Consider the following 21,558-nt stretch of genomic DNA (forward strand, 5'->3'; position numbering starts at 1 on the left):
ACAGAACGTGGGGATCTGGGCTTATGGTGGAATCCGATGGCGTCGTGAAGGCGCTCGAAGGCGAACAACGCGCCGGAGACGCGGCCCAGGCGCTGACCGCCATCCTGCAGACGCAGTATCTCCGCTACATGATCATCGCCTCGTGGGGCGTAGGTCTTCTCGGCACGGTGGGCCTGTGGCCGGCGCTATTGTGGTTCGGCGGCACCCTGGCGGCCGGGTCGCTGCGGGGAATCGTCGAACATCGTCTGAGCCATCGCGTCGGCACCAACTGGGGCGTGATTTTCCCGATCGTGGCCACGGTGACGACCGGCGCCTGGGCCATCGCGCCTCTGATGGCCTGGTTCTCGCCCACCGAGTTCGGACGCCCCCTGGCCCTCGCCCTGCTAATTTCTGGCTATGTGCTGGTCTTCGCCCAGCTTCGCAGCTCGCCGCGTCAGGCCCTGATCATCTCTTCGCCCTACGGCGCGGCCGCGACGATCATTCTGTTCAGCCTGTGGGGCACCAACGCCTTCTGGTCGATGCTGGCGGTCCTGCCGTTCACAGCTGCGGGTCTGTTCGTGCTGGTGACCATGACCCTGCTGCGCGAAGACCGCATCCGGGCCTTCCAGTCGCACCAGGCGCATCTGATCGAGGAGCTGGAAGCGGCCCGCGACAAGGCCAACGCCGCCAATGACGCCAAGTCGAACTTCCTGGGCGTGATCTCGCACGAACTGCGCACTCCCATGAACGGCGTGCTGGGCGCGGCCCAACTGCTCAGCGCGACACGACTGGAGACGACGCAGCGCGAATATCTGTCGATCATTCGCAACTCCGGCGACAATCTGTTGTCGCTGCTGAACGACATTCTCGACATGACCAAGATCGAGGCCGGCAAGATGAACTTCGAGGTCGTCGATGTCGCCGTCGACGGTCTGAACAAGCGCATCACCGGCCCCTTCGAGGCCCAGGCCGAAGCCAAGGGCTTGACGTTCGTCACGACCGTGGAAGGCGACATCCCGACGGTGGTGCGCGGCGATCCGCTGCGCGTCTGCCAGGTGGTGCAGAACCTGTTGTCCAATGCGGTCAAGTTCACCGAGGCCGGCGAGATCCACTATCTCGTGCGCGGACACCGCGTGTCGGATCAGCGCGTGCGGTTCGAGTTTGTCGTCCAGGACAGCGGCGCAGGCATTGCGGCGGCCGATCTGGAGCGGTTGTTCATGCCCTTCACCCAGGTCGACACCTCGTCCACGCGGCGCTTTGGCGGGACGGGTCTGGGCCTGACCATCGCACGGCGCATGGCCAACATCATGGGCGGCGACATCACCGTGACGTCCAAGCTAGCCGAGGGCTCGTGCTTCACCCTGGAAATCGAGGCCGAGGTCGTGGAATGGGCCAAGCCCGTCGCGGCGGCCGAGGTTCATGCCGAGATCGAGGGCGGCGAATCGCTGCGCGTCCTGGTGGTCGAGGATCACCCTGTGAACCGAATGATCCTGGAGGCCTGGATGAGCTCGGCCAGTCACGTTACCTCGACGGCCGAGAACGGCCAGATCGCGGTCGATATCGCCAAGGACCAGCCGTTCGACCTGATCATCATGGATGTGAACATGCCGGTGATGGACGGACTGACCGCGACACGCATGATCCGCGAAGGCGGCCAGAACGCCGGCACCCCCATCGTGGTCCTGTCCGCCTCGGCGCGTCATGAGGATCATGAGGCCGGGCTTCAGGCCGGCGCCGACGCCTATCTGAACAAACCGATCGATTTCGGCGCTCTGGCCGCCCTGATGGGGCGCGTCGGCGGTGGTCGCGATGCGGTCGCGCAAATGGCGCTGCCTTCGTCGGAGGCCTCGGTCGCCGCCTGATTGCGGCGATCCTGTGTTCCCGACATGAACCTGGGCCGATGACGCCGGTTCAGGTGCGCCTCAGTCGCCGTGCTCCATAACTGCATCCAAGCCGACGTTCTTCGGCGCAGATGGAGACAAGATCATGAAAAAGATCCTGACCACCGCAATCGCTTCGGTCATGGCCGCCGGCGCGCTGGGCGCTGCTGGCGCAGCGTCGGCCCAACCCATGCCGCCCCACGGTCCGCATGGTCCCGCCGCACGCCACGGTCCGGGTCCTGACCACTACGATCGTCGGGACTATCGCCAGGATCGCCGCGACTACCGCCGCGAGCTTCGTGAGGATCGTCGCGACTATCGCGAGCAGCGACGCGCCTATGAACGTTGGCAGCGTGCGGAACGTCGTTACAACGCCCCGCGCTATGTCCCGCCGCGCGGCTATGCGGTTCGCACCTGGAGTTATGGCCAGCGGATGCCGTCCTACTACCGGACCAACGCTTATGTGGTGAACGACTACAACCGCTATGGCCTGCGTGCGCCGCCCCGTGGCTACCAATACGTCCGCAGCGGTAATGACGTGGTGCTCGCCGCCGTCGCCGGCGGCCTGATCACCGCCGTGATCGCCGGACTGTTCAACTGATCTGCTGAGGATTTGAGATACGCCCCGGAGGGAAACCTCCGGGGCGTTTTTCGTTGTGAAGAGGACGGCGACGCTTCCGGCGCCCAAGATGGATGACGATGCGCGCCTTCGCCGAGCTACTGGACCGCCTGTCCCTGACGGCCTCGCGCAATGCGAAGCTGGTGCTGGTGCGCGATTATCTGAGGGCGACGCCCGATCCGGACCGGGGATGGGCGCTGGCGGCCCTGACCGGGGACCTGACGTTCGACGCGGCCAAGCCGGCCATGATCCGAAAGGCGGTCGAAGGCCGGGTCGACAGCGTGCTGTTCGGCTGGTCCTACGACTATGTGGGGGATCTGGCGGAGACGGTGGCCCTGATCTGGCCCGTGACCCCGGACCATCGGCCAAACCGCGAGCCCGAATTGGCCGAGGTCGTCGAGGCGCTAAGGACCGCGACGCGGACGGAGGTGCGCGGTCTTCTGGAAGGCTGGCTGGATGCGCTGGAGCCGAAAGGGCGCTGGGCGCTGCTGAAGCTGATGACCGGGGCCTTGCGCGTGGGCCTGTCCGCGCGACTGGCCAAGACGGCGGCGGCGATGATGCGCCCGGATGCGGTGATGGCGCCGCCTTCGCCGGACGGCGACGAGGCGCAGATGACGCTGGAGGCGTTGGATGCCGCTGCCATCGAGGAGGTCTGGCACGCGGTCGAGCCGCCCTACGCCGATCTGTTCGCCTGGCTGGAGGGCAGGGCGGAGCGGCCCAGCCCGGATGCGCCCGGCCGTTTCCGACCCGTCATGCTGGCGGTCGCCATCGATGAAGCGGTCGATCTGCCCAAATTATCGCCGGCCGACTACGCCGCCGAGTGGAAGTGGGACGGCATACGGGTTCAGGCGGTGCTGGAGGGCGAGGTCCGCAAACTCTATTCCCGCACGGGCGACGAGATTTCGGCCGCCTTTCCCGACGTGATGGCGGCTTTGGCGTTCGAAGGCGCGATCGATGGCGAGCTGATTGTCTGGCGCGACGGGGCGGTCGCGCCGTTCGGGGACTTGCAGCAGCGCCTGAACCGCAAGTCGGTGGACGCCAAGGCGATGCAGGCCTTTCCGGCGGCGGTCGTCGCCTATGACCTGCTGGCCCAGGATGGCGAGGATCTGCGCGGCCTGCCGCTGCGCGAGCGTCGGGCGCGCCTGGAGGCCCTGGTCAATGGTCATACCGGCGAGCGACTGCATCTGTCGCCGGTGGTCGATTATGCCGATTGGGATCAGTTGGCACGGTTGCGAGCCGATCCACCGGTCGGGGCGGCGGCCGAGGGGCTGATGCTGAAACACTGGGACAGCCCCTATCTGGCGGGGCGACCCAAGGGGCCGTGGTTCAAATGGAAGCGCGACCCGCACGTCATCGACGCCATCCTGATGTACGCCCAGCGGGGGCATGGGAAACGCTCGAGCTTCTATTCCGACTACACCTTCGGCGTCTGGACGCCAGAAGGCGCGCTGACGCCGGTGGGCAAGGCCTATTTCGGCTTTACCGACGAGGAGTTGAAACAGCTCGACAAGTTCGTGCGCGATCACACCATCGACCGGTTCGGGCCGGTGCGGTCGGTGCGGGCCGAGCGGGACTTCGGCCTGGTGCTGGAGATCGCCTTCGAGGGACTGAATCGCTCGACCCGGCACAAGTCGGGCGTGGCCATGCGCTTCCCGCGCGTCAGCCGCATTCGCTGGGACAAGCCGGCGCGAGAGGCAAACACCATCGACGACGTAATGGACCTGCTGGACGCTATCGAAAGCGGCGGCGGGCGGATCGCAAAGGCCTGAAATCGGGCTTTCGGGGGTTCCAATCGTCGCGTCAGGCGTTAGACCCGACCTCATGTCTCTGCCTATTTCCAACGAAGTCGCCGACGCGGTGGCCGCGGGCCGCAAGGCCGTTTCGATCGATGCCGCCGTGATCGCCAAGCTGACCGACATGGCAGGTGATTTCGCGATCAACCTGACGATCGCCATCCTGATCTTCGTTCTCACCGTCTTTGCGGCGAAATGGGCGGCGCGCGGGGCGCGAAATACGCTGTCGAGGGTCAGGGGCTTCCGCCACGATCCGACGGTCCTGAGCTTCGCGGTACAGGTCGTGCGGGTGGTGGTGTTCATCATCGGCATGATCGCCGTGCTCCAGCGCCTGGGTGTTCAGACGACCTCGATCATCGCCGTGCTGGGCGCGGCGTCCTTGGCGGTAGGTCTGGCGTTGCAGGGCACGTTGTCGAACGTGGCGTCGGGGATCATGCTGCTGGTGCTGCGGCCCTACCGGGTCGGCGACGTCGTCGATGTCGGCGGGATGAGCGGCACGGTGCAGCGACTGGATCTGTTCACGACCCAACTTTCCAACGCCAATAACCACAAGATCGTCATTCCGAACTCCAAGGTCCTGAGCGACCCGCTGACCAATCTGACCGGCCAGCAGACGCGCCGGATCGAGATCAACTTCACGGTCGGCTATGGCGACGATCTGAACCAGGCGCGCTGCGTCCTGGCGGATATGGCCGCCGCACACGACAGGGTGTTGCACGATCCCCATCCCTGGACCGGCGTGACGGGCCTGCTGGACAGCTCGGTGCAGGTGACGCTGCACGCCTGGGTCAAGGTCGGCGACTGGTGGCAGACCCAGGCCGATCTGATGCAGGGCGGCAAGGAGGCGCTGGACGCCGCCGGGATCGAGATTCCGTTCCCGCATCAGGTCGCCGTGCCGTATGGCGATGAGGATGTGGTCCCGGTCGTGCGCGTCCGCACGGTCGATGACGATACGGCCGATCTGAAGGCGACGAACCGTTGATGCGTTACGATTTCGGCTCCGACAACACCGCCGGCATGGCGCTGAGCGCCATCGAAGGCCTGGTGCGCGCCAACAAGGGATTTGTTCGCGCCTATGGCGCAGACGAGGTCACCGCCCGCGCCGCCGACCAGATTCGCCAGCGTCTGGATGCCGACGCCGAGGTGCGTTTTGTTTTCAGCGGGACGGCGGCCAACGCCATCGCCCTGTCGATGCTGGCCCAACCCTATGAGGCGGTGCTGGCGCACCATGCGGCGCACATCTGCACCGACGAGACGGGCGCGCCGGGATTCTTCGGTCACGGCGTCGGCCTGATCGGACTGCCGGGGTTCTCGGGCAAGATCGATCCGCTTGCCCTGCAGGCGCAGTTGGGCGAACCCGAAGTCGGGCATCGTCAGCCGCCCGCCGCCCTGTCGCTGACCCAGGCCACGGAATATGGCTCGGTCTATACCGAGGAAGAACTGCGCCACCTGATCGAACCGGCCAAGGCGTTGGGCTATGGCGTCCACATGGACGGAGCGCGCCTGACCAATGCGGTCGCCGCCGGTTTCGATTTGAAGGACATTCCGCGCCTGGGCGTGGACGTGCTGGTGTTCGGCGGGGCTAAGGCGGGTGCCAACTGCGCCGAGGCGATCGTGCTGTTCGACAAGAGCTTGGCGCGGCGACTGAACAATCGGCTCAAGCAGGCGGGCCAGACGTCATCCAAGACGCGTTTGTTGTCGGGTCCGATGCTGGGCTTGCTGGAAAGCGGCGATTGGGAATCGGGCGGCGCCCACGCCAATCTGATGGCGCAGCGGTTGGCGGCGGGCATCGCGGGGCGGTCGCCCTTCGTCCTGGCCCATCCGGTGGAGGCGAACGCCGTCTTCGTGCGGATGCCGCCAGAGGCGCATGCCCGCCTGAATGAAATGGGCTGGGCCTGCTACGCCTTCGATGACGGTTCGGTGCGCTTCGTCTGTTCGTGGGCGACGCAGGAAGCGGCTGTGGACGAGTTGATCGAGGCGCTCGCCGGTCTGGGCTGAGCGACTAATCCCCGTTCGCGCGCCAGCGTGGCCTTTCCCCGGTCGCATTGGCTTTCCATATGCGGATCATGGCGATACGAGGCGAACGCTCCGGCGGCAGGCGTGACCCGATGGTCAAGGCGCAGCAAGCGGGGAGCCCACAGGACAAGACGGACGGACCCCCGACGCTGACGGCGTTGGCGGACCTTGCGCGGCTGGTGGCCCGATCGGGCGCACCGCACCTGAAACTGCGGCTGATCTCGGCCATCCTTCTGACGCTGGCGGGCAAGGGGCTGGGCGTCATGGCGCCGCTGGTGCTGGGCGCGGCGGTCAACCGTCTGGCGGCGGGGCAGGGTGCGGCGACCGCCGTCGGCCTGGGCTTTGCGGCCTTCGCCATCGGCTGGACGCTTGTTCGGTTCCTGTCGGCGGCCTCGCCCCTGATCTCCGACGTCGTATTCGCGCCGGTGCGTGCCGCCGCCCAGCGCGCGACGGCGGCCGAGGCGTTCGCTCATGCGCTGAGCCTGTCGCTGGACTTCCACCAGACCAAACGCTCGGGCGCCTTGTCGCGGACGATGGACCGGGGATCGCGCGCGGTCGATTTCCTGCTGCGCATCCTCGCCTTCAACCTGGTCCCAACCGGGGTGGAACTGGTGCTGGCGGCCGGGGTGCTGGGCGCCAAATACGACTGGCGCTTCGCCGCCGTCGCGGTGGTCGTGGTCGTCATCTACACCGCCGCCACCTTCGCCATGTCCAACTGGCGGCTGGAGCATCGCCGGATCATGAATGCGGCCGATTCCGAGGCCGCTGGCGTCTCGGTTGACGCCCTGCTGAACTATGAGACGGTCAAGTCGTTCGGCGCCGAGACGCGCGCGGCTCAGACCTATGACCGGGCGCTGGGCGACTATGCCGAGGCGTCGCTGAAGGCCAACAGTTCGCTGAACATGCTGAACGGGATGCAGGCCCTGGTGATGAACCTGGGGCTGGGCGTCATGGCGGTGATGGCCGGGTTCGAGGCGGCGGCCGGGCGGATGGGACCGGGCGACGTGACGGCGGCGGTGCTGATCATGATCTCGCTGTATGCGCCGCTGAACATCCTAGGCTTCGCCTATCGAGAAATTCGTCAGTCCTTCATCGACATGGAGGAGATGCTGAAGGTGACGCGACAGACGCCGCAGGTCGCCGATGCGCCGAACGCCGTCGCCCTGCCACGGCCGGTCGATGCGCGCGGGGCGTCGGTAGCGTTCGAAGCCGTCGGCTTCCGCCACGACGCGCGGGCCAATGGGCTGGAGGACGTCAGCTTCTACGCTGCGCCTGGCACCACGACGGCGCTGGTCGGGCCCTCGGGCGCGGGCAAGTCCACCATTGTCAAACTGGCGCTGCGTCTGCTCGATCCGCAGGAGGGGCGCGTGCTGATCGACGGCCATGACGCGCGTGAGGTGACCCAGGCCTCGCTGCGATCGGCGGTGGCGCTGGTGCCTCAGGATGTGGCGCTGTTCAACGACACCCTGGCCGCCAACATCGCCTTCGCCCGGCCCGAGGCGGATGAGGCGCAGGTGTGGGCGGCCGCGGAGGCGGCGGAACTGGCCGACTTTATCCGCGGCTTGCCGGATGGGATGCAGACCAAGGTCGGCGAACGGGGGCTGAAGCTGTCGGGCGGCGAACGTCAGCGGGTGGGCATCGCCCGAGCCCTGTTGGCCGATCCGTGCATCCTGATCCTGGACGAGGCCACCAGCGCCCTGGACAGCCGGACCGAGGCGGCGATCCAGAAGACCCTGCGCAAGGCCAGGAATGGCCGCACGACCCTAGTGGTCGCACACCGGCTGTCGACCGTGGCGGACGCGGACCAGATTATGGTGCTGAAGGCCGGGCGGATCGTCGAACGCGGCGGGCACCACGAACTGGTGGCCCGACAAGGCGGGGAATATGCGGCGCTGTGGCGCAAACAGACGCGTGGCGGCAAGACGCCTCAGATGGCCGACTGATCGGCGGCCGGCAGCTTCTTTCGTAGAACCTCATGCAGGTTCGTCAGGATGGCGGTCCGCGCGGCCTGCTCTTGCGGCGGCAGCGCCAGCAACAGCTTCATCGCCTGGGCATGGACCGTGGCGATGCGCCAGTCGAACCCGCCCTGGCGCGGCGCGGCGTCCAGCAGGTCGCACAGGCCTTTGGCCGCGGTGCATAGGTCGTCCATCGAGAAGGGGCTGGCGGCGTCAATGATCTGGCTTGAGGCGGAATAGGCCAGATCCAGCCGCATCGGCTCGATCAGGTTCGGATCGGGCTTGGCGAGGAGCACCGCGATATTGTCGCCGATGATGGCGCGGGCCTGATCCTGAAGTCCGTCCAGATTGGCGCGGGCCTGGGCCAGGGCGACCCCGACGCTGACGCCGCCGGGGCGATCCAGCATCTCGGACAGGCGCGACTTGCGTTGGTTGTGGGTGATGACGGTCATAGGGCCAGACTCTCCATCCCCTTCGCCTTTCGAATCATGTCGGCGCGACGTTCCACGCCTTCATAGCCGGTGTGCCGGAACCGGCGATCCGGCCCCAGATAATCGCCGACCTCCAGGAAGGGCCGGCTGTCGCGCGCCACCCACAGGATACGCTCCAGCAGAAGCGCCGGGCTGAAAGGCTTGGTGACGACGAAGTTGGCGCCGCAGTCCCGCGCCTCGGCGACGCGCCCGCGACGAATGTGGCTGGCGGTCATGATGACGGGGGTGAAGGCGTTGGGATTGGGGCCAGAGCGGCGCAGCCAGCGCACCAGTTCGAACCCGTCGATGTCGGGCATGTCGGTGTCGACGACCAGCAGATCGACGGGTTTGTCGGTCAGCAGCTTCTTGGCTTCCATGCCCGTGCCGCACGCATAGGTCGGGCGGATGCCGAAACCGGTCAGGGCGTTGGACGTCAGGGTCAGCGAAAACGGCGAATCGTCGACGATCATCGTGATCGCGCCGGCCAGGTTGAAGACGGCGCTTTCACGCAGGGACTCGCCGCCGCTCATGGCGCAAAGGCCCCAGTCTGTCGCGCCGCTGAACTCATGGCCGGTCGCAAACCCCGATGCCTCTGAACGAAGCGCCGAGCTTGGCAGACGAGGGTGGATGCTGCGTTAACGTTGGTCGGCCAAAGCGACCGGGCGTCAGAGGGCGCCGATGGCGTAGAAGCGATCCGCGCGACGCTTCTTGATCTGCTGGGGCGTCAGGCCGTCGAAGCCCTTCAGCTCTTCGGCCAGAACGTCGCCGACATTGGCCATGGCCGTATCGCGATCGGTATGAGCGCCGCCGACAGGCTCGTCGATCAGGCGATCAACGATCCTCAACTGCATCAGGTCCGGGCCGGTGATCTTCATCGCCATGGCCGCATCCTTGGCCCGCGCGCCGTCGCGCCACAGGATGCCGGCGGCGCCCTCGGGCGAGATGACCGAATAGATCGAGTGTTCCAGCATCAGCACGCGGCTGGCCGCCGCGATGGCGATGGCGCCGCCCGAGCCGCCTTCGCCAGTGATGGTGGCGATGGAGGGCACGCCCAGGGTCAGGCAGCGCTCGGTCGAGCGGGCGATGGCCTCGGCCTGGCCGCGCTCCTCGGCGCCCAGGCCCGGATAGGCGCCGGCGGTGTCGATGAAGCTGAGGACCGGCAGGCCGAACTGTTCGGCCATGTCCATCAGACGCACGGCCTTGCGATAGCCCTCGGGCCGCGCCATGCCGAAGTTGTGAGTGATGCGGGTCGCAGTGTCGTGACCCTTTTCGTGGCCCATGATGACGACCGGACGACCGCGGAACCGGGCCAGACCGCCCAGGATGGCCTGATCGTCGCCGAACTGACGGTCGCCGTGCAGTTCGTTCCAGTCGGTGAACAGGCTCTGGACGTAATCGATGAAGTGCGGGCGCTGCGGATGGCGCGCGACCTGGGTCTTCATCCAGGGGTCGAGGCCGGCGTAGGTCTTCTTGCGCAGCTGCTCGGCCTTTTTGCGCAGGCCCTCGATCTCGTGATCGATGTCGCCCGAGGTGTCGGCCAGCAGCGACAGCTCCTCGATCTTGGCTTCCAGATCGGCGATCGGCTTTTCGAAGTCGAGATAGTGCGTGGCCATCAAGGCGTCCGGGAACTGCAAACGGGCGAAAGCGCCCTTGGGGAAGGCGCGCGAACCTAGAGAGGTCAACGCCGCCGGGCAAGCGGCGGTTCAGTCGTCGCGCGCCAAGGGGTGGTTTTGGTGGACGACCTGGGCCAGGCGGTCGGTGGCGACGTGGGTGTAGATCTGGGTCGTGGCGATATCGACGTGGCCCAGCAGGGTCTGGACGACGCGCAGGTCCGCGCCGCCTTCCAGCAGGTGGGTGGCGAAGGCGTGGCGTAGGACGTGGGGGCTGACGCGGGCGGGGTCGATGCCGGCCGTGATCGCCGCCTCGTCCAACAGTTGGGCGAAACGGCGCGGGGTCAGGTGGCCGGTGCGGCCGGAGGAGGGGAAGAGCCAGGGACTTTCGGGCGCCTCAGGCTTTCGCCCATCCTTGCCTTTGAGTCTGGCGTCGCGCGCGACGAGCCAGGCCTTGATCGCTTCGCGGGCGGAGGCGTTGAGGGGGGCTAGTCGCTCCTTGCCGCCCTTGCCGCGCACGATCAGATAGGCGGGGTCGCGCCGTACGGCCTCGACTTTGAGCCCCAACAGTTCGGATACCCGCAGGCCGGAGGCGTAGGCCATCTCGACCAGGGCGACCAGGCGCAGACCCCCCGCCGCGTCACGGGCGGCCGAGGCGGCCAGCAGGGCGTCGATCTCGGCGCGACTCAACACCTTGGGCAGGGACCGGCCCTGTTGGGGGGCGTCAAGGCGGCGCGAGGGGTCGTCGGTGCGCCATCCTTCGGCCAGGGCGAAGCGGTAGAACTGCCGCGCTGACGAGCGGCGACGGGCGGCGGTAGCGGCGGACAGGCCGCGCCGCGACAGGTCCGCGAACCAGGCCTCGAGCGCCTCGGCGTCGGCCTTCATCAATCCGCCGGCGTCCGACAATGCCATCTCCGCGTCCGCCAGATCGCGACCATAGGCGGACAGCGTATGGGGCGAGGCGTCGCGTTCGACTGCCATCATCTCCAGAAAGGCCTCGATCTGGGGCGTCATGCGGCGATCCGTGGCCTGAACGACTGGCGCAGGGTCAGGCTTGGTGTAGAGGTTTTCTGGATCATGCCTGCCCGCGCCGCCGCCTTCGCCTTCCTCTCGACCGACCGTTCCGCCGGAGCCGCCGGATGAGGCGGCGTGCGAATCCGGGTCCGACCCGCACCATAGCCCTGGTGGGCCTGATGGGGGTGGGCAAATCGTCGGTCGGTCGTCGGCTGGCCAATCGGCTGCGACTGCCGTTCGCGGACGGGGATGTGGAGATCGAGGCGGCGGCCGGGATGACGGTCTCCGAAATTTTCGCCGCCCTGGGCGAGGCCGAGTTCCGCGCGGGCGAGGCGCGGGTGATCCGCCGCCTGCTGGAGGGCCCGCCCATCGTGCTGGCGACCGGCGGCGGGGCGATGATGAACCCGGAGACGCGGGCGCTGCTGAAGGCCAAGGCCGACACGGTCTGGTTGAGGGCCGATCTGGCGGTCATCGCGGAACGGGTGGCGCGGCGCGACACGCGGCCCCTGCTGCGGGGCAAGGATCCGCTGGAGGTTCTGACGAGCCTGGCCGAGGCGCGCTATCCCATCTACGGCGAGGCCGATGTGACCGTGGACGTCGGGCAGGGCTCGCACGGCCAAGCGGTGGACGCCATTCACAAGAACCTGCGCCGACACTGGCGCCAGAGACGACGCACGGAGACCCCGCAATGACGATCATTCCGGTCAGCGGCGGGGCCTTTGCGGCCTATGACGTGGTGGTGGGGCGCGGGCTGCTGGCGCAGGCCGGCGCCCACATCGCGCCGCTGGCCAAGGGGCGGACGGTCATCGTCACCGACGAGACGGTTGCGGGCATCCACGCCCAGGCCCTGACCGCGTCGCTGACGGCGGCGGGCGTGACCAGCGAGATCGTGGCCGTGCCGGCAGGCGAGGGCTCCAAGTCCTTCGCCGAGCTGGAGCGCGTCCTGGATCGGCTGCTGGAGATCGGGCTGGACCGCAAGGATGTGGTGATCGCTTTGGGCGGCGGGGTCGTCGGCGATCTGGCCGGGCTGGCGGCGGCCCTGTTCATGCGCGGCATCGACTTCGTGCAAATCCCCACCACCCTATTGGCCCAGGTCGACTCGTCTGTCGGCGGCAAGACAGCCATCGACACCCCGCGCGGCAAGAACCTGGTCGGCGCGTTTCATCAGCCGCGTTTGGTGCTGGCGGATGTCGACGTGCTGGCCACGCTGCCGGAACGCGAGGTGAGGTCGGGCTGGGCCGAGGTGCTGAAGCACGGGCTGATCTGCGACGCGCCCTTCTTCGACTGGCTGGCGGGCGAGGGGGGTGCGGGCGCGCAGGGTGATCCGGCGGCGCTGGAACGGGCGGTGATCCGCTCGGTCGAGATCAAGAGCGCGGTGGTCGGCGAGGACGAGAAGGAGACGGGGCGGCGCGCCCTGTTGAACCTGGGCCACACCTTCGGCCATGCGATCGAGACCGAGGTCGGCTTCGACGAAGGGGCGCTGGCGCACGGCGAGGCGGTGTCGCTTGGCTGCTGCATGGCCTTCCGATATTCGGCGCGTGAGGCCTTGTGCTCTGCGGACGACGTGGCGCGGGTCGAGGCGGTGGTCGCGGCGGCGGGTCTTCCGACGCGGCTGGATCAGGCGGGATCGTTCGCGGCCGACCGTCTGCTGGCCTTGATGGCGGGCGACAAAAAGGCCGAGGGCGGGGCGCTGACCCTGATCCTGGCGCGCGGCATCGGCCAGGCCTTCGTCGGCAAGGGCGTGGATGCGGCCAAGGTGCGGGCCTTCCTGATCGAGGAGGGCGCGACCGCGTGATGCAGATCGCCTCGGTCCCTCTGGAGGATCGCTTCGTGCGGCTGGAGCCGTTCGAGGAAGGACTGGAAGCCGAGGTCAAGGCCGCGCTGGATTGCGATCCCGAGGCCTGGAGCATCATGGTCGCGCCCGCCTATGGCGATCATTTCGAGGCGTGGTGGAACGCCGCGATGGCGGCGATGCAGGCGCAGACGCGGATCGCCTATGCGGTGCGGCGGCGCTCGGACGGGGCGGTGGTCGGGACGACGAGCCTGTATGAGATCAACCCCGCCTATCGCCGCTGCGAGATCGGCTCGACCTTCTATCGGCCCGAGGCGCGGGGCGGGGCGATCAACCCGGCTTGCAAGCGGCTGTTGCTAGGGCATGCCTTCGACGCGGGCGCGGTGCGGGTCGAGATCATCACTGACACCGTCAACGCCCAGAGCCAGGCCGCGATCCTGAAGTTGGGCGCCAAGGCCGAAGGCGTGCTGCGCAAGCACAAGATCACCTGGACCGGCCGGGCGCGCGACACCGCCATGTTCGCCGTCATCGACGACGACTGGCCCTCAGTGCGCGACGGGTTGGATCGACGGTTAGCCGCCTTCGATTAGTCGACCGCGCGGCATTCCGTCGGCTGGCGGCCTTCGACGGACCAGGTGGCCAGGACGCCCTTGCCGCGCAGTTCGACGTTGGAGGCGCGGTACCATATGCCGTCGGCGGCGCGCTCCTGATACAGGTCGATGGCCTCGCCGGACGAGTTGCGAATGGTGGCCATCTGGCGCGGGTTGTCGAAGTCGACTGACAGACGCTCGCCATTGTCGCAGAGATAGACGGTGTGGACGACGCGGTTCAGGGTGCGGTCCTGGATTTCGGCGCCGGTGCGCTGGCGGGCGGTCTGGGCCTCAATGGCGCGTTCCTTGACCTCGTCGCCAGTGCGCGGCGCCTTGTCGGGGTCGGCGCCGCAGGCGGTGAGGAGGGCCAGGGCGGCTAGGCCGCTGAACACGATCGACTGCGGCAGATCCGGCTTGAACAAGGTCTTTTCCCTCCACGGCCCCGCCCAACGGCGCAGCTTTTCGCGGCGTTCTAACGTGCGCCGCCTGTCGCCGTTCCCCGTCTTTGACGGAAGAAGGATTTCAGCAGCGACGACGCCTCGGCCGCCAAAAGGCCTGAGTCCGTGGTCGGGCGCCAGTGGCAGGTGGGTTGTTCGAACAGACGCGGGCCGTGGATGACGGCGCCGCCCTTGGGATCGTCGGCGGCCCAGACCACGCGGCCGATGCGGGCATGGCTGATGGCGCCGGCGCACATGGCGCAGGGCTCCAGCGTCACATAGAGCGTCAGGCCGGTCAGGCGATAATTGTCCAGCGCCGTCGCCGCGCGCCGCAGTGCGACGATCTCGGCATGGGCGGTGGGGTCGTGGGCCGCAATCGGACCATTGGCGCCGGTCGAAATTACCTCACCTGAAGCAGGATCGACAAGAATTGCGCCCACGGGCACCTCTCCTGCGTCCGCCGCCGCTTGCGCTTGGTCCAGCGCCATGCGCATGAACCGCTCATCATGGTCCGCCATACAGACGACAACGACAAGAAGCCCCGCGCCCGTCAAGACGAACGGTCGCCCCGGCCCTTTAAATCCTCCGGTCCCCGCAAGAGCGGCGACGGGACGAGATCATTCGGCGACAAGCCGCGCGGCCCTCGCGAAGACGGCGCCAAGCGGTTCGGCGACAAGGCCGACCGCCCCCGCAGCGACAAGCCCCGCAGCGACCGGCCCCGCACCGACAAGCCGCGCAGCGACGGGGGCGGCAAGGACGGCAAGTCCAAGACGCCGGACACGCCCCTGCGCGCCGAGCGAATCGCCAAGACCATGGCCCGCGCCGGCATCGCCTCGCGCCGCGAGGTCGAACGGCTGATCGGTCTGGGCAAGGTTGCGGTCAACGGCCGCATCCTGGATACGCCCGCGACCCTGGTGACGCGCGACGACGTGATCACGGTGGACGGCAAGCCCATCGGTTCGACCCAGGCGACGCGGGTCTGGCGCTATCACAAGCCGGCGGGCCTGTTGACCAGCCACAGCGATCCGACGGGACGACCGACGGTGTTCGACGCCTTGCCGGCCGGCTTGCCGCGCGTGATTTCGGTCGGACGGCTCGACCTGGCGACCGAAGGCCTGCTGTTGCTGACCAACGACGGCGAGCTGAGCCGGGCGCTGGAGCTGCCTTCGACCTCGCTGGTGCGTCAGTACCGGGCGCGGGCGCGGGGCAAGATCACCCAGGAACAGCTGGACGCGCTGAAGGACGGCGTGGTCGTGGACGGCGTCTCCTATGGTCCCATCGAGGCCAAGCTGGACAAGGCCAAGGAGTCCAAGTCCGAAGACGGCAAGGCGCCGGCGAACCTGTGGATCTCGGTATCGATCACCGAGGGCAAGAACCGCGAAGTTCGAAAGGTGCTGGAGTCCGTCGGCCTGACGGTCAACCGGCTGATCCGTCTGGCCTACGGCCCGTTCCGCCTGGACGTGCTGCCGGTCGGGTCGGTGGAAGAGGTCGGGCCGCGCGTGATCCGCGAGCTGCTGTCCGACTACATCCGGTCCGAGAACCTGCCGACCGGCAATACGGTCGAGACGCCCGCGCCCATCCCCGGTCGTCGGGTGTCGACGCCCATCGTCAAGGGCCGGTCGGGTTCGGCCATGTCGGATCCGTCGCGCAAGCCCAGCCGCGTTCGGGCCGCCGAAACAGCCCAGGCGGACGCGGTCGAACGCCGCGAGCGTCCGCCCAAGAAGGAAGGCTGGGCCAAGGCCGCGCCCAAGTTCGAGCATTCCAAGAGCTTCAAGCCGCGCGAACGCACCGCGCCCGCCGTTGATCGTCCGGCGCGTGAGGATGGAGATCGGCCAAAACGCGCCTTCAAGCCGCGCGACGACCAGTTTATCGACGATCGGCGCGGCAAGCCCGGCGCCAAGCCGGGGGGACGCGCCGGTTCCGGCCCCCGCGCAGGCGGTCCCGGCGGAAAGCCGACCGGCGGCCGCGACTTCAAGCCTCGCACGGGCGGCGGCGGCAAGCCGGCCGGTCCGTCTGGAACGAGCGGACGCGGGCCAGGCGGCAAACCGCGCACGCCCCGCTGAGGATCGCCGCCGAGGACTGAGCAATGACGATCTCGACCGGGCGGTGCCTGTGCGGCGCCGTCACCTTCACCGCGACGCCGAACGGCGGGATGCACGCCTGCCACTGCCCGACCTGTCGGCGGCAGTCGGGCGGCATCCTGTTCAGCGTAGACTGCGGCGACAGCGTCGCGGTCACGGGCGAGGTGGCGACCTATGTGTCGTCCGACTGGGCGACGCGGCAGTTCTGCCCCGCCTGCGGGACCGGCCTGTTCTGGCTATCCAACGACGGGGCGATCACCATGGTCTCGGCCCAGGCGTTCGACGATCCGTCGGTCTTCGCCCTTGAGGACGAGTTCTGCATCGAGAGCAAGCCGGCGACCTATGCGCTGGCGGGCGAACGGCCGCGCCTGACGACGGATGAGTTGTGGGCGCAGTTCGCGCCGCCGCAGGATTGACGACAAGGGTTGCGACAGGGGGAATGGCGATGACGACGACGACAGCGGACCTGACCCCGACGAAGGGCGATCACAGCCTGGAACGGCTGCTGCTGTTTTCGGACGGGGTGTTCGCCATCGCCATCACCCTGCTGGCCATCGAACTGCATGTGCCCGAAGGCTGGAACGGACAGTGGGCCAGCCTGTGGGCCGAGCGGTGGCCGATGTTCACCGCCTTTGCGCTCAGCTTCGCCATCATCGGCGTCTTCTGGAACACGCACCGGCGGGTGTTCGCCCGCATGACCGGCTTCAGCAACGGGGTGATGCTGTTCAACATGCTGGCGCTGGCCGGGTTGGTGCTGATGCCGTTCGCCACGACCCTGCTCTACGAACAGCCGCGCAACGGCGAGGGGGCCTGGATCTATCTGAGCCTGGTGGCGCTGGTCGGCGTGATGCACGCCGGCGCCTATGGCTGGGCCGCCTTCGTCACCGATGCGATCCGGCCGCGGCCGCATTGGGCGGTGCGGGCCACGGTGGTCGTGACTCATGCCCTGATGCCGGGGCTGGCCTGCGCGCTGAGCTTCTTCCTGATGGCGCGGGGCGTGGGGCTGCTGGCGGCCGCGACGGCGCTGGCGCTGGGTCTGTTGATCGCCGGCCGGGTCTGGGTCGGTCGGCGCTTTGGCGGAGCCGCCTGATGCGGATCGTCGCCGGAAGCCTGAAGGGCCGGGCCATCGTCGCGCCGGAGGGGCAGGGCACGCGCCCGACCTCGGACCGCGCGCGCCAGGCCGTATTCAACGTGCTGGAACACGCCGCCTGGGGCGAGAGCCTGCAAGGCCTGCGGGTCATCGACCTGTACGCCGGTTCGGGCGCCCTGGGGTTCGAGGCGGTCAGCCGGGGCGCGGGCTTCTGCCTGTTCGTCGAGACGGACGACGGGGCGCGCGGCGCGATCCGCGAGAACGCCGACGCCTATGGGCTGATGGGACGCACCCGGGTGCATCGCAGGAGCGCGACGGACCTGGGCGTGCGGCCCGGCCCGATCGCCGAGGCGTTCGACCTGGCCTTCCTGGACCCGCCCTACGGCAAGGGGCTGGGGGAGCAGACGCTGGCGCGGCTGATCGAGGGAAACTGGCTCAAGCCCGGCGCCTTGGTGGTGTTCGAGCGCGGGTCGGACGAGCCGGAGATCGACACCCCTGGCTATCAGCGTCTGGACGCGCGCGACTATGGCGCAGCCAGGGTGCTGTTCCTGAAGGTTTCGCCGACATCAGAGTGAGGCGACGCTGCCCGTCTCCCAACGGGAGAGGGGAGGGTTACAGTTTGGCGACCAGGCCGCGCGCGGCGGCCGTCACCTCGGCCCAGGTGATCTCGAAGCCGTCGTCGTCGCCGAAATAGGGGTCGGCGACGGCCTGACCCTCGCGGCCGGGGACGTGGTCGAGCAGCAGGCTGAGCTCGGCGGTCGCATCGTCGGGTCGCAGACGGCGCAGGTTTTTCAGGTTTTCGTGGTCCAGGGCGATCACATGGGTGAAACGGCGAAAGTCCGCCTGCGTCACCTGCCGCGCCTTCAACCCCGAAATCTCGACCCCATGCCGCCGCGCCGTCGCCTGCGCCCTCGGGTCCGGCGGCTCGCCCGCATGCCAGTCCCCGGTCCCGGCGGAATCGACGATCAGATCGAGCCGGACCCGCTCAGCCTCGGCGCGCAGGGCGGCCTCGGCGAGGGGCGAGCGACAGATGTTGCCGAGGCAGACGAAGAGGATGGAGGTCATGGACAAGTGTGCAGGGAGATATGGGGCGTTGTTGAGTGACACGACTTTCTCAGATGTTTGGGCTCCGAAATAAGAAGCTATCTATCTTCTTCTCCGCCGCTGGCCGAAACGGGTTCCCAGTAGCTAATTTCTTATCCATCTCGGAATCTTGCTCCCAAGGAATTTCGAGTAGGCACCAGTCGATGTGGCGATAAACTCCATCCTTCGATACTTGGATTCCAACTCCTTTTGAGGTTTTGGCGTCATACATCGCCGCGTGGGTAAGGTTTTGAAGCCCAGCAGCGCGCGTTTTTTCTCCCTCGGGTCCCGTGACAGATAGCTGCGGATCCATCGGTATGATCACAAAGGTGCAGCCCGTAGCAGGAAAGGTCATCCGGTAGGGAAGGACGAACTCATTCTTGGCAACGGCCTCAAGCGACAAAACAAACCGGCGCTTGATCTCTCGCCACACCGATCGGGGCAAGCGAGCAAACTCCAGCATAATTCTATAATATTCCTGAGGTTGATCAGTCTTCTCAATGTGGTCGTGCAGATTGCCAATCAGTCCTGACAGATCGAACTCCTCCACGTCCTGAACGAAGCGCTCCAAGCATTCGCGCGAGTTTGGCCCTGGCAGTTCCTCATCATTGAGAAAGCCGCCCATGATGTCGGGTTCACCCACTGTCACTCCGCTATCTCGGAGCGCTAGAAGAGTTGCTTGACGGTATTCGAAGTAGAGGAGGATGTCGCCGGGAGCGCGTAGCTTCTCCAAGATGCCAAGATAGTCGTGTGCAGCGATTATGTGAATGAAACCGGCTGATTTGCTCTCATGGTAGCGCTGCCGCCAACAATCCTCCGGAAGGTTTTCACTACCGAGATAGACAACAATCCTAGTGATATCATTGATATCGGCCCGCCTGATGTCGAAGGCGTGTCCTCGTTCGTTGGTAACTCGTATTTCGGGGTGAGCATCCAAATAGCCGGTGCTGTCGCGAATCTGGCGTGTAGCTTTCTTTAGAACCTTGTTCTGAAACCAATTCCGCTCGGCGTCAGGGTCTTCGGTCGGCGTCTTTCGCCCCTTCAGCTGAAGCACCATTGCATGATCGCCTAGCCAAATCAGATTGTCGGCAAGTTCCACCTCCCGCCCCGGCTGCGGCGAGAACTGATTCCTCGCGAAGGTGAACTCTTTCCAAAAAGCCAAGCTATTCAGGTGAGCAATATACTCTTCGAACGTCACTGGCATCCTCACCTTCTCCCGAACAGCTTCTCCAGATCGTGCAGCTTCAGCTCCACATAGGTGGGGCGGCCGTGGTTGCATTGGCCGGAGTGGGGGGTGGCTTCCATCTGGCGCAGCAGGGCGTTCATCTCCGGCGCCGAGAGGACGCGGCCGGAGCGGACGCTGCCGTGGCAGGCCATGGTGCCGCAGATGGCGGCGAGGCGTTCCTTGAGCGACAGGGCCTGGCCGTGTTCGGACAGGTCGTCGGCGATGTCGCGGATCAGGCCCTGAACGTCCGTGTCGCCCAGCATGGCCGGGGTTTCGCGCACCAGGACGGCGCCGGCGCCGAAGGCCTCGACGATCAAGCCCATCTCGGCCAGTTCCTCGGCGCGCCCGGCGACGCGTTCGGCCTCGGCGGGGTCCAGATCGACCACCTCGGGCGTCAGCAAGGCCTGACGGGTCACGGCCCCCTCGGCCATCTGGGCCTTCATCCGCTCATAGACCAGCCGCTCGTGCGCCGCGTGCTGATCGACGATGACCAGGCCGTCGCGGGTCTGGGCGACGATGTAGTTGGCGTGGAGCTGACCCCGCGCGGCGCCCAGCGGGTAGTCGAGGGGATCGGCGGGGGCGTGAGCGGTGAATCGTGACTCGTGACTGATCGAGGCGGCATCGGCGGATTGCGACGGCCATGACGGGCCATCCCAGCCGGACTCGACGCGGGCGCTGCGTTCGTTGAGGCCGGGCAGGATCTGGGCGGCGGCGGCGGGCTGGGACCAGCCGGTCCAGCCGCTGAAGCCTTGGGCCGACGGTGCGCTGGGGCCGTAGGCGGGGCCGGATGCGACGCCGGTGTGGGGCTGGAAGCCGGAAAGCGCGTCGGCGGCGACGGTTGTGCTGGCGCGGTGGCCGGCGGCGTGGAGCGCGTGCCTCAGGGCGCCGACGATCAGCCCGCGCACCAGGGCCGGATCGCGGAACCGGACCTCGGCCTTGGCCGGGTGGACATTGACGTCGACATAGAGCGGGTCGATGTCGAGGAAGAGGACGGCGGCCGGGTGCCGGTCGCGCGCCAGGAAGTCGGCGTAGGCGCCGCGCAGGGCCCCTTGCAGCAGCCGGTCCTTCACCGGGCGGCCGTTGACGAACAGATACTGATGCGCCGCATTGCCGCGCGAATAGGTGGGCAGGCCCGCATAGCCGGACAGGCGCACGCCGTCGCGCTCCTGATCGATCAGCAGGGCGTTGGCCTCGAAGTCGCGACCCAGCAGGGCGGACAGCCGCTTCAGACGGCCTTCGTCGCCCGGATGTTCGGCGGGCAGGCGCAGGGTGACCTTGCCGTCCAGCGACAGGGTGAAGGCGACGGCCTCGTGCGCCATGGCCTGGCGCTTGATCTCTTCGGAGATGGCCATGGCCTCGGACCGCTCGGATTTCATGAACTTGAGCCGAGCGGGGGTCGCGTAGAAGAGGTCGCGTACCTCCACCCGCGCGCCGTGCGGACCGGGCAAGGGGGCGGGGGCCAGGGGACGGGTCTCGCCGCCCTCGACCGTGATGGCCCAGGCGTCGGTTTCGTCACGCGAGCGGGTGGTGATCGACAGGCGGGCGACCGAGCCGATGGAGGGCAGGGCCTCGCCCCGGAAGCCCAGGGTGTGGATGCGCAGCAGGTCGACGTCGCCGGCGTCGTCCGGCTCAAGCTTGGACGTGGCGTGGCGTTCGATGGCCAGCGGCAGCTCCTCGCGCGGAATGCCCTTGCCGTCGTCGGCGATCAGGATGCGCGACAGGCCGCCGCCGTCGGCCTGAATCTCGATATTGCGGCCGCCGGCGTCCAGGGCGTTCTCGACCAGTTCCTTGATGGCGCTGGCCGGGCGCTCGACCACCTCGCCGGCGGCGATGCGGTTGACGGTTTCGGGGGAAAGGCGGCGGATGGGCATGAGCAGGCGAAGATAGGGCGCGGGGGGGATTCGCGCCATGAGACTTCGTCTCC

At 67.5% G+C, this 21,558-nt stretch carries 22 protein-coding genes; 13 read left to right on the forward strand and 9 right to left on the reverse strand.

All coding sequences use genetic code 11. The features are described from left to right. Positions 1-23: 23 nt before the first annotated feature. The 6 genes from GGC30_RS10410 to GGC30_RS10435 all read left to right on the forward strand — a co-directional run bounded on the left by GGC30_RS10410 (position 24) and on the right by GGC30_RS10435 (position 8,230). Positions 24-1,841 (forward strand): response regulator, encoded by a 1,818-nt coding sequence (locus tag GGC30_RS10410; protein ID WP_153923850.1) that lies wholly within the window; start codon positions 24-26, stop codon positions 1,839-1,841. Positions 1,842-1,965: 124 nt separating this feature from the next. Then, entirely contained in the window at positions 1,966-2,460 is a 495-nt protein-coding gene (locus tag GGC30_RS10415; protein WP_153923852.1) for an RcnB family protein, read from the forward strand. A gap of 98 nt (positions 2,461-2,558) precedes the next feature. Continuing rightward, on the forward strand, positions 2,559-4,247 hold the full coding sequence (locus GGC30_RS10420; RefSeq protein ID WP_153923854.1) for a cisplatin damage response ATP-dependent DNA ligase: 1,689 nt from the start codon (positions 2,559-2,561) through the stop codon (positions 4,245-4,247). Positions 4,248-4,299: 52 nt separating this feature from the next. Continuing rightward, complete coding sequence (locus GGC30_RS10425; protein ID WP_153923856.1) at positions 4,300-5,253, forward strand: mechanosensitive ion channel family protein; 954 nt, start codon at positions 4,300-4,302, stop codon at positions 5,251-5,253. Next, complete coding sequence (locus GGC30_RS10430; RefSeq protein WP_153923858.1) at positions 5,253-6,269, forward strand: low specificity L-threonine aldolase; 1,017 nt, start codon at positions 5,253-5,255, stop codon at positions 6,267-6,269. Before GGC30_RS10425 ends, GGC30_RS10430 begins: the two co-directional genes overlap by 1 nt. Positions 6,270-6,379: 110 nt before the next feature. After that, positions 6,380-8,230 (forward strand): ABC transporter ATP-binding protein/permease, encoded by a 1,851-nt coding sequence (locus tag GGC30_RS10435; RefSeq protein ID WP_228763702.1) that lies wholly within the window; start codon positions 6,380-6,382, stop codon positions 8,228-8,230. Here the strand turns inward: GGC30_RS10435 and GGC30_RS10440 are convergent. The 4 genes from GGC30_RS10440 to GGC30_RS10455 all read right to left on the reverse strand — a co-directional run bounded on the left by GGC30_RS10440 (position 8,215) and on the right by GGC30_RS10455 (position 11,336). Continuing rightward, the gene (locus GGC30_RS10440) at positions 8,215-8,694 is read right to left on the reverse strand and encodes a chemotaxis protein CheE (RefSeq protein WP_153923862.1); all 480 of its coding nucleotides are present in this window, start codon (positions 8,692-8,694) and stop codon (positions 8,215-8,217) included. The genes GGC30_RS10435 and GGC30_RS10440 overlap by 16 nt on opposite strands. Continuing rightward, entirely contained in the window at positions 8,691-9,242 is a 552-nt protein-coding gene (locus GGC30_RS10445) for a PleD family two-component system response regulator (RefSeq protein WP_039247653.1), read from the reverse strand. Before GGC30_RS10445 ends, GGC30_RS10440 begins: the two co-directional genes overlap by 4 nt. 135 nt (positions 9,243-9,377) lie before the next feature. Beyond that, positions 9,378-10,325, reverse strand: a complete 948-nt coding sequence (locus tag GGC30_RS10450) for an acetyl-CoA carboxylase carboxyltransferase subunit alpha (protein ID WP_153923864.1) — start codon at positions 10,323-10,325, stop codon at positions 9,378-9,380. Between the two features lie 90 nt (positions 10,326-10,415). After that, positions 10,416-11,336, reverse strand: a complete 921-nt coding sequence (locus GGC30_RS10455) for a site-specific tyrosine recombinase XerD (protein WP_153923866.1) — start codon at positions 11,334-11,336, stop codon at positions 10,416-10,418. A 125-nt stretch (positions 11,337-11,461) separates the two neighbouring features. Here GGC30_RS10455 and GGC30_RS10460 point away from each other — a divergent pair, with 125 nt between their 5' ends. From GGC30_RS10460 to GGC30_RS10470, 3 genes are read left to right on the forward strand one after another with little or no spacing between them, the layout of a single operon-like run. Next, complete coding sequence (locus tag GGC30_RS10460) at positions 11,462-12,028, forward strand: shikimate kinase (protein ID WP_153923868.1); 567 nt, start codon at positions 11,462-11,464, stop codon at positions 12,026-12,028. Then, positions 12,025-13,131: a 3-dehydroquinate synthase gene (gene aroB / locus GGC30_RS10465; RefSeq protein WP_153923870.1), complete on the forward strand. Its 1,107-nt coding sequence runs from the start codon at positions 12,025-12,027 to the stop codon at positions 13,129-13,131. Before GGC30_RS10460 ends, aroB begins: the two co-directional genes overlap by 4 nt. Continuing rightward, positions 13,131-13,718: a GNAT family N-acetyltransferase gene (locus tag GGC30_RS10470; RefSeq protein WP_153923903.1), complete on the forward strand. Its 588-nt coding sequence runs from the start codon at positions 13,131-13,133 to the stop codon at positions 13,716-13,718. Before aroB ends, GGC30_RS10470 begins: the two co-directional genes overlap by 1 nt. On the opposite strand, the gene GGC30_RS10475 is transcribed toward GGC30_RS10470, so the two are convergent. Next, on the reverse strand, positions 13,715-14,140 hold the full coding sequence (locus tag GGC30_RS10475; RefSeq protein ID WP_084140420.1) for an MliC family protein: 426 nt from the start codon (positions 14,138-14,140) through the stop codon (positions 13,715-13,717). The genes GGC30_RS10470 and GGC30_RS10475 overlap by 4 nt on opposite strands. 50 nt (positions 14,141-14,190) lie before the next feature. Next, entirely contained in the window at positions 14,191-14,649 is a 459-nt protein-coding gene (gene tadA / locus GGC30_RS10480) for a tRNA adenosine(34) deaminase TadA (RefSeq protein WP_194943579.1), read from the reverse strand. A gap of 12 nt (positions 14,650-14,661) precedes the next feature. On the opposite strand from tadA, the gene GGC30_RS10485 reads away from it, so the two are divergent. The 4 genes from GGC30_RS10485 to rsmD are packed head-to-tail and all read left to right on the forward strand — an operon-like array spanning position 14,662 to position 17,901. After that, positions 14,662-16,218, forward strand: a complete 1,557-nt coding sequence (locus GGC30_RS10485) for a pseudouridine synthase (RefSeq protein WP_153923873.1) — start codon at positions 14,662-14,664, stop codon at positions 16,216-16,218. A gap of 23 nt (positions 16,219-16,241) precedes the next feature. Continuing rightward, positions 16,242-16,652, forward strand: coding sequence for a GFA family protein (locus GGC30_RS10490; protein ID WP_228763703.1), 411 nt, complete (start codon positions 16,242-16,244; stop codon positions 16,650-16,652). Positions 16,653-16,681: 29 nt separating this feature from the next. Then, positions 16,682-17,326, forward strand: a complete 645-nt coding sequence (locus GGC30_RS10495; RefSeq protein WP_194943576.1) for a TMEM175 family protein — start codon at positions 16,682-16,684, stop codon at positions 17,324-17,326. After that, positions 17,326-17,901 (forward strand): 16S rRNA (guanine(966)-N(2))-methyltransferase RsmD, encoded by a 576-nt coding sequence (rsmD, locus tag GGC30_RS10500; protein ID WP_153923877.1) that lies wholly within the window; start codon positions 17,326-17,328, stop codon positions 17,899-17,901. Before GGC30_RS10495 ends, rsmD begins: the two co-directional genes overlap by 1 nt. 37 nt (positions 17,902-17,938) lie before the next feature. Here rsmD and GGC30_RS10505 read toward each other — a convergent pair whose 3' ends face one another. Genes GGC30_RS10505 through mutL form a run of 3 tightly spaced genes read right to left on the reverse strand, consistent with a single transcriptional unit; the run spans position 17,939 to position 21,505 of the window. Further along, complete coding sequence (locus GGC30_RS10505; protein WP_153923879.1) at positions 17,939-18,391, reverse strand: low molecular weight protein-tyrosine-phosphatase; 453 nt, start codon at positions 18,389-18,391, stop codon at positions 17,939-17,941. Between the two features lie 49 nt (positions 18,392-18,440). Beyond that, positions 18,441-19,613, reverse strand: a complete 1,173-nt coding sequence (locus GGC30_RS16290; RefSeq protein ID WP_194943577.1) for a hypothetical protein — start codon at positions 19,611-19,613, stop codon at positions 18,441-18,443. A gap of 2 nt (positions 19,614-19,615) precedes the next feature. Continuing rightward, on the reverse strand, positions 19,616-21,505 hold the full coding sequence (mutL, locus tag GGC30_RS10515) for a DNA mismatch repair endonuclease MutL (protein ID WP_153923909.1): 1,890 nt from the start codon (positions 21,503-21,505) through the stop codon (positions 19,616-19,618). Positions 21,506-21,558: the final 53 nt, after the last annotated feature.

This window comes from Brevundimonas sp. SPF441 (genome assembly GCF_009661015.1).
In the GTDB taxonomy this organism is placed as follows: domain Bacteria; phylum Pseudomonadota; class Alphaproteobacteria; order Caulobacterales; family Caulobacteraceae; genus Brevundimonas; species Brevundimonas vesicularis.

Bases quoted from the DNA above. Each gene is read 5' to 3' on its own strand.
- GGC30_RS10410 (WP_153923850.1), top strand. From the start codon at position 24: ATGGTGGAATCCGATGGCGTCGTGAAGGCGCTCGAAGGCGAACAACGC.
- GGC30_RS10415 (WP_153923852.1), top strand. From the start codon at position 1,966: ATGAAAAAGATCCTGACCACCGCAATCGCTTCGGTCATGGCCGCCGGC.
- GGC30_RS10420 (WP_153923854.1), top strand. From the start codon at position 2,559: ATGCGCGCCTTCGCCGAGCTACTGGACCGCCTGTCCCTGACGGCCTCG.
- GGC30_RS10425 (WP_153923856.1), top strand. From the start codon at position 4,300: ATGTCTCTGCCTATTTCCAACGAAGTCGCCGACGCGGTGGCCGCGGGC.
- GGC30_RS10430 (WP_153923858.1), top strand. From the start codon at position 5,253: ATGCGTTACGATTTCGGCTCCGACAACACCGCCGGCATGGCGCTGAGC.
- GGC30_RS10435 (WP_228763702.1), top strand. From the start codon at position 6,380: ATGGTCAAGGCGCAGCAAGCGGGGAGCCCACAGGACAAGACGGACGGA.
- GGC30_RS10440 (WP_153923862.1), bottom strand. From the start codon at position 8,694: ATGACCGTCATCACCCACAACCAACGCAAGTCGCGCCTGTCCGAGATG.
- GGC30_RS10445 (WP_039247653.1), bottom strand. From the start codon at position 9,242: ATGAGCGGCGGCGAGTCCCTGCGTGAAAGCGCCGTCTTCAACCTGGCC.
- GGC30_RS10450 (WP_153923864.1), bottom strand. From the start codon at position 10,325: ATGGCCACGCACTATCTCGACTTCGAAAAGCCGATCGCCGATCTGGAA.
- GGC30_RS10455 (WP_153923866.1), bottom strand. From the start codon at position 11,336: ATGACGCCCCAGATCGAGGCCTTTCTGGAGATGATGGCAGTCGAACGC.
- GGC30_RS10460 (WP_153923868.1), top strand. From the start codon at position 11,462: ATGAGGCGGCGTGCGAATCCGGGTCCGACCCGCACCATAGCCCTGGTG.
- aroB (WP_153923870.1), top strand. From the start codon at position 12,025: ATGACGATCATTCCGGTCAGCGGCGGGGCCTTTGCGGCCTATGACGTG.
- GGC30_RS10470 (WP_153923903.1), top strand. From the start codon at position 13,131: ATGCAGATCGCCTCGGTCCCTCTGGAGGATCGCTTCGTGCGGCTGGAG.
- tadA (WP_194943579.1), bottom strand. From the start codon at position 14,649: ATGCGCATGGCGCTGGACCAAGCGCAAGCGGCGGCGGACGCAGGAGAG.
- GGC30_RS10485 (WP_153923873.1), top strand. From the start codon at position 14,662: ATGGTCCGCCATACAGACGACAACGACAAGAAGCCCCGCGCCCGTCAA.
- GGC30_RS10490 (WP_228763703.1), top strand. From the start codon at position 16,242: ATGACGATCTCGACCGGGCGGTGCCTGTGCGGCGCCGTCACCTTCACC.
- GGC30_RS10495 (WP_194943576.1), top strand. From the start codon at position 16,682: ATGACGACGACGACAGCGGACCTGACCCCGACGAAGGGCGATCACAGC.
- rsmD (WP_153923877.1), top strand. From the start codon at position 17,326: ATGCGGATCGTCGCCGGAAGCCTGAAGGGCCGGGCCATCGTCGCGCCG.
- GGC30_RS10505 (WP_153923879.1), bottom strand. From the start codon at position 18,391: ATGACCTCCATCCTCTTCGTCTGCCTCGGCAACATCTGTCGCTCGCCC.
- GGC30_RS16290 (WP_194943577.1), bottom strand. From the start codon at position 19,613: ATGCCAGTGACGTTCGAAGAGTATATTGCTCACCTGAATAGCTTGGCT.
- mutL (WP_153923909.1), bottom strand. From the start codon at position 21,505: ATGCCCATCCGCCGCCTTTCCCCCGAAACCGTCAACCGCATCGCCGCC.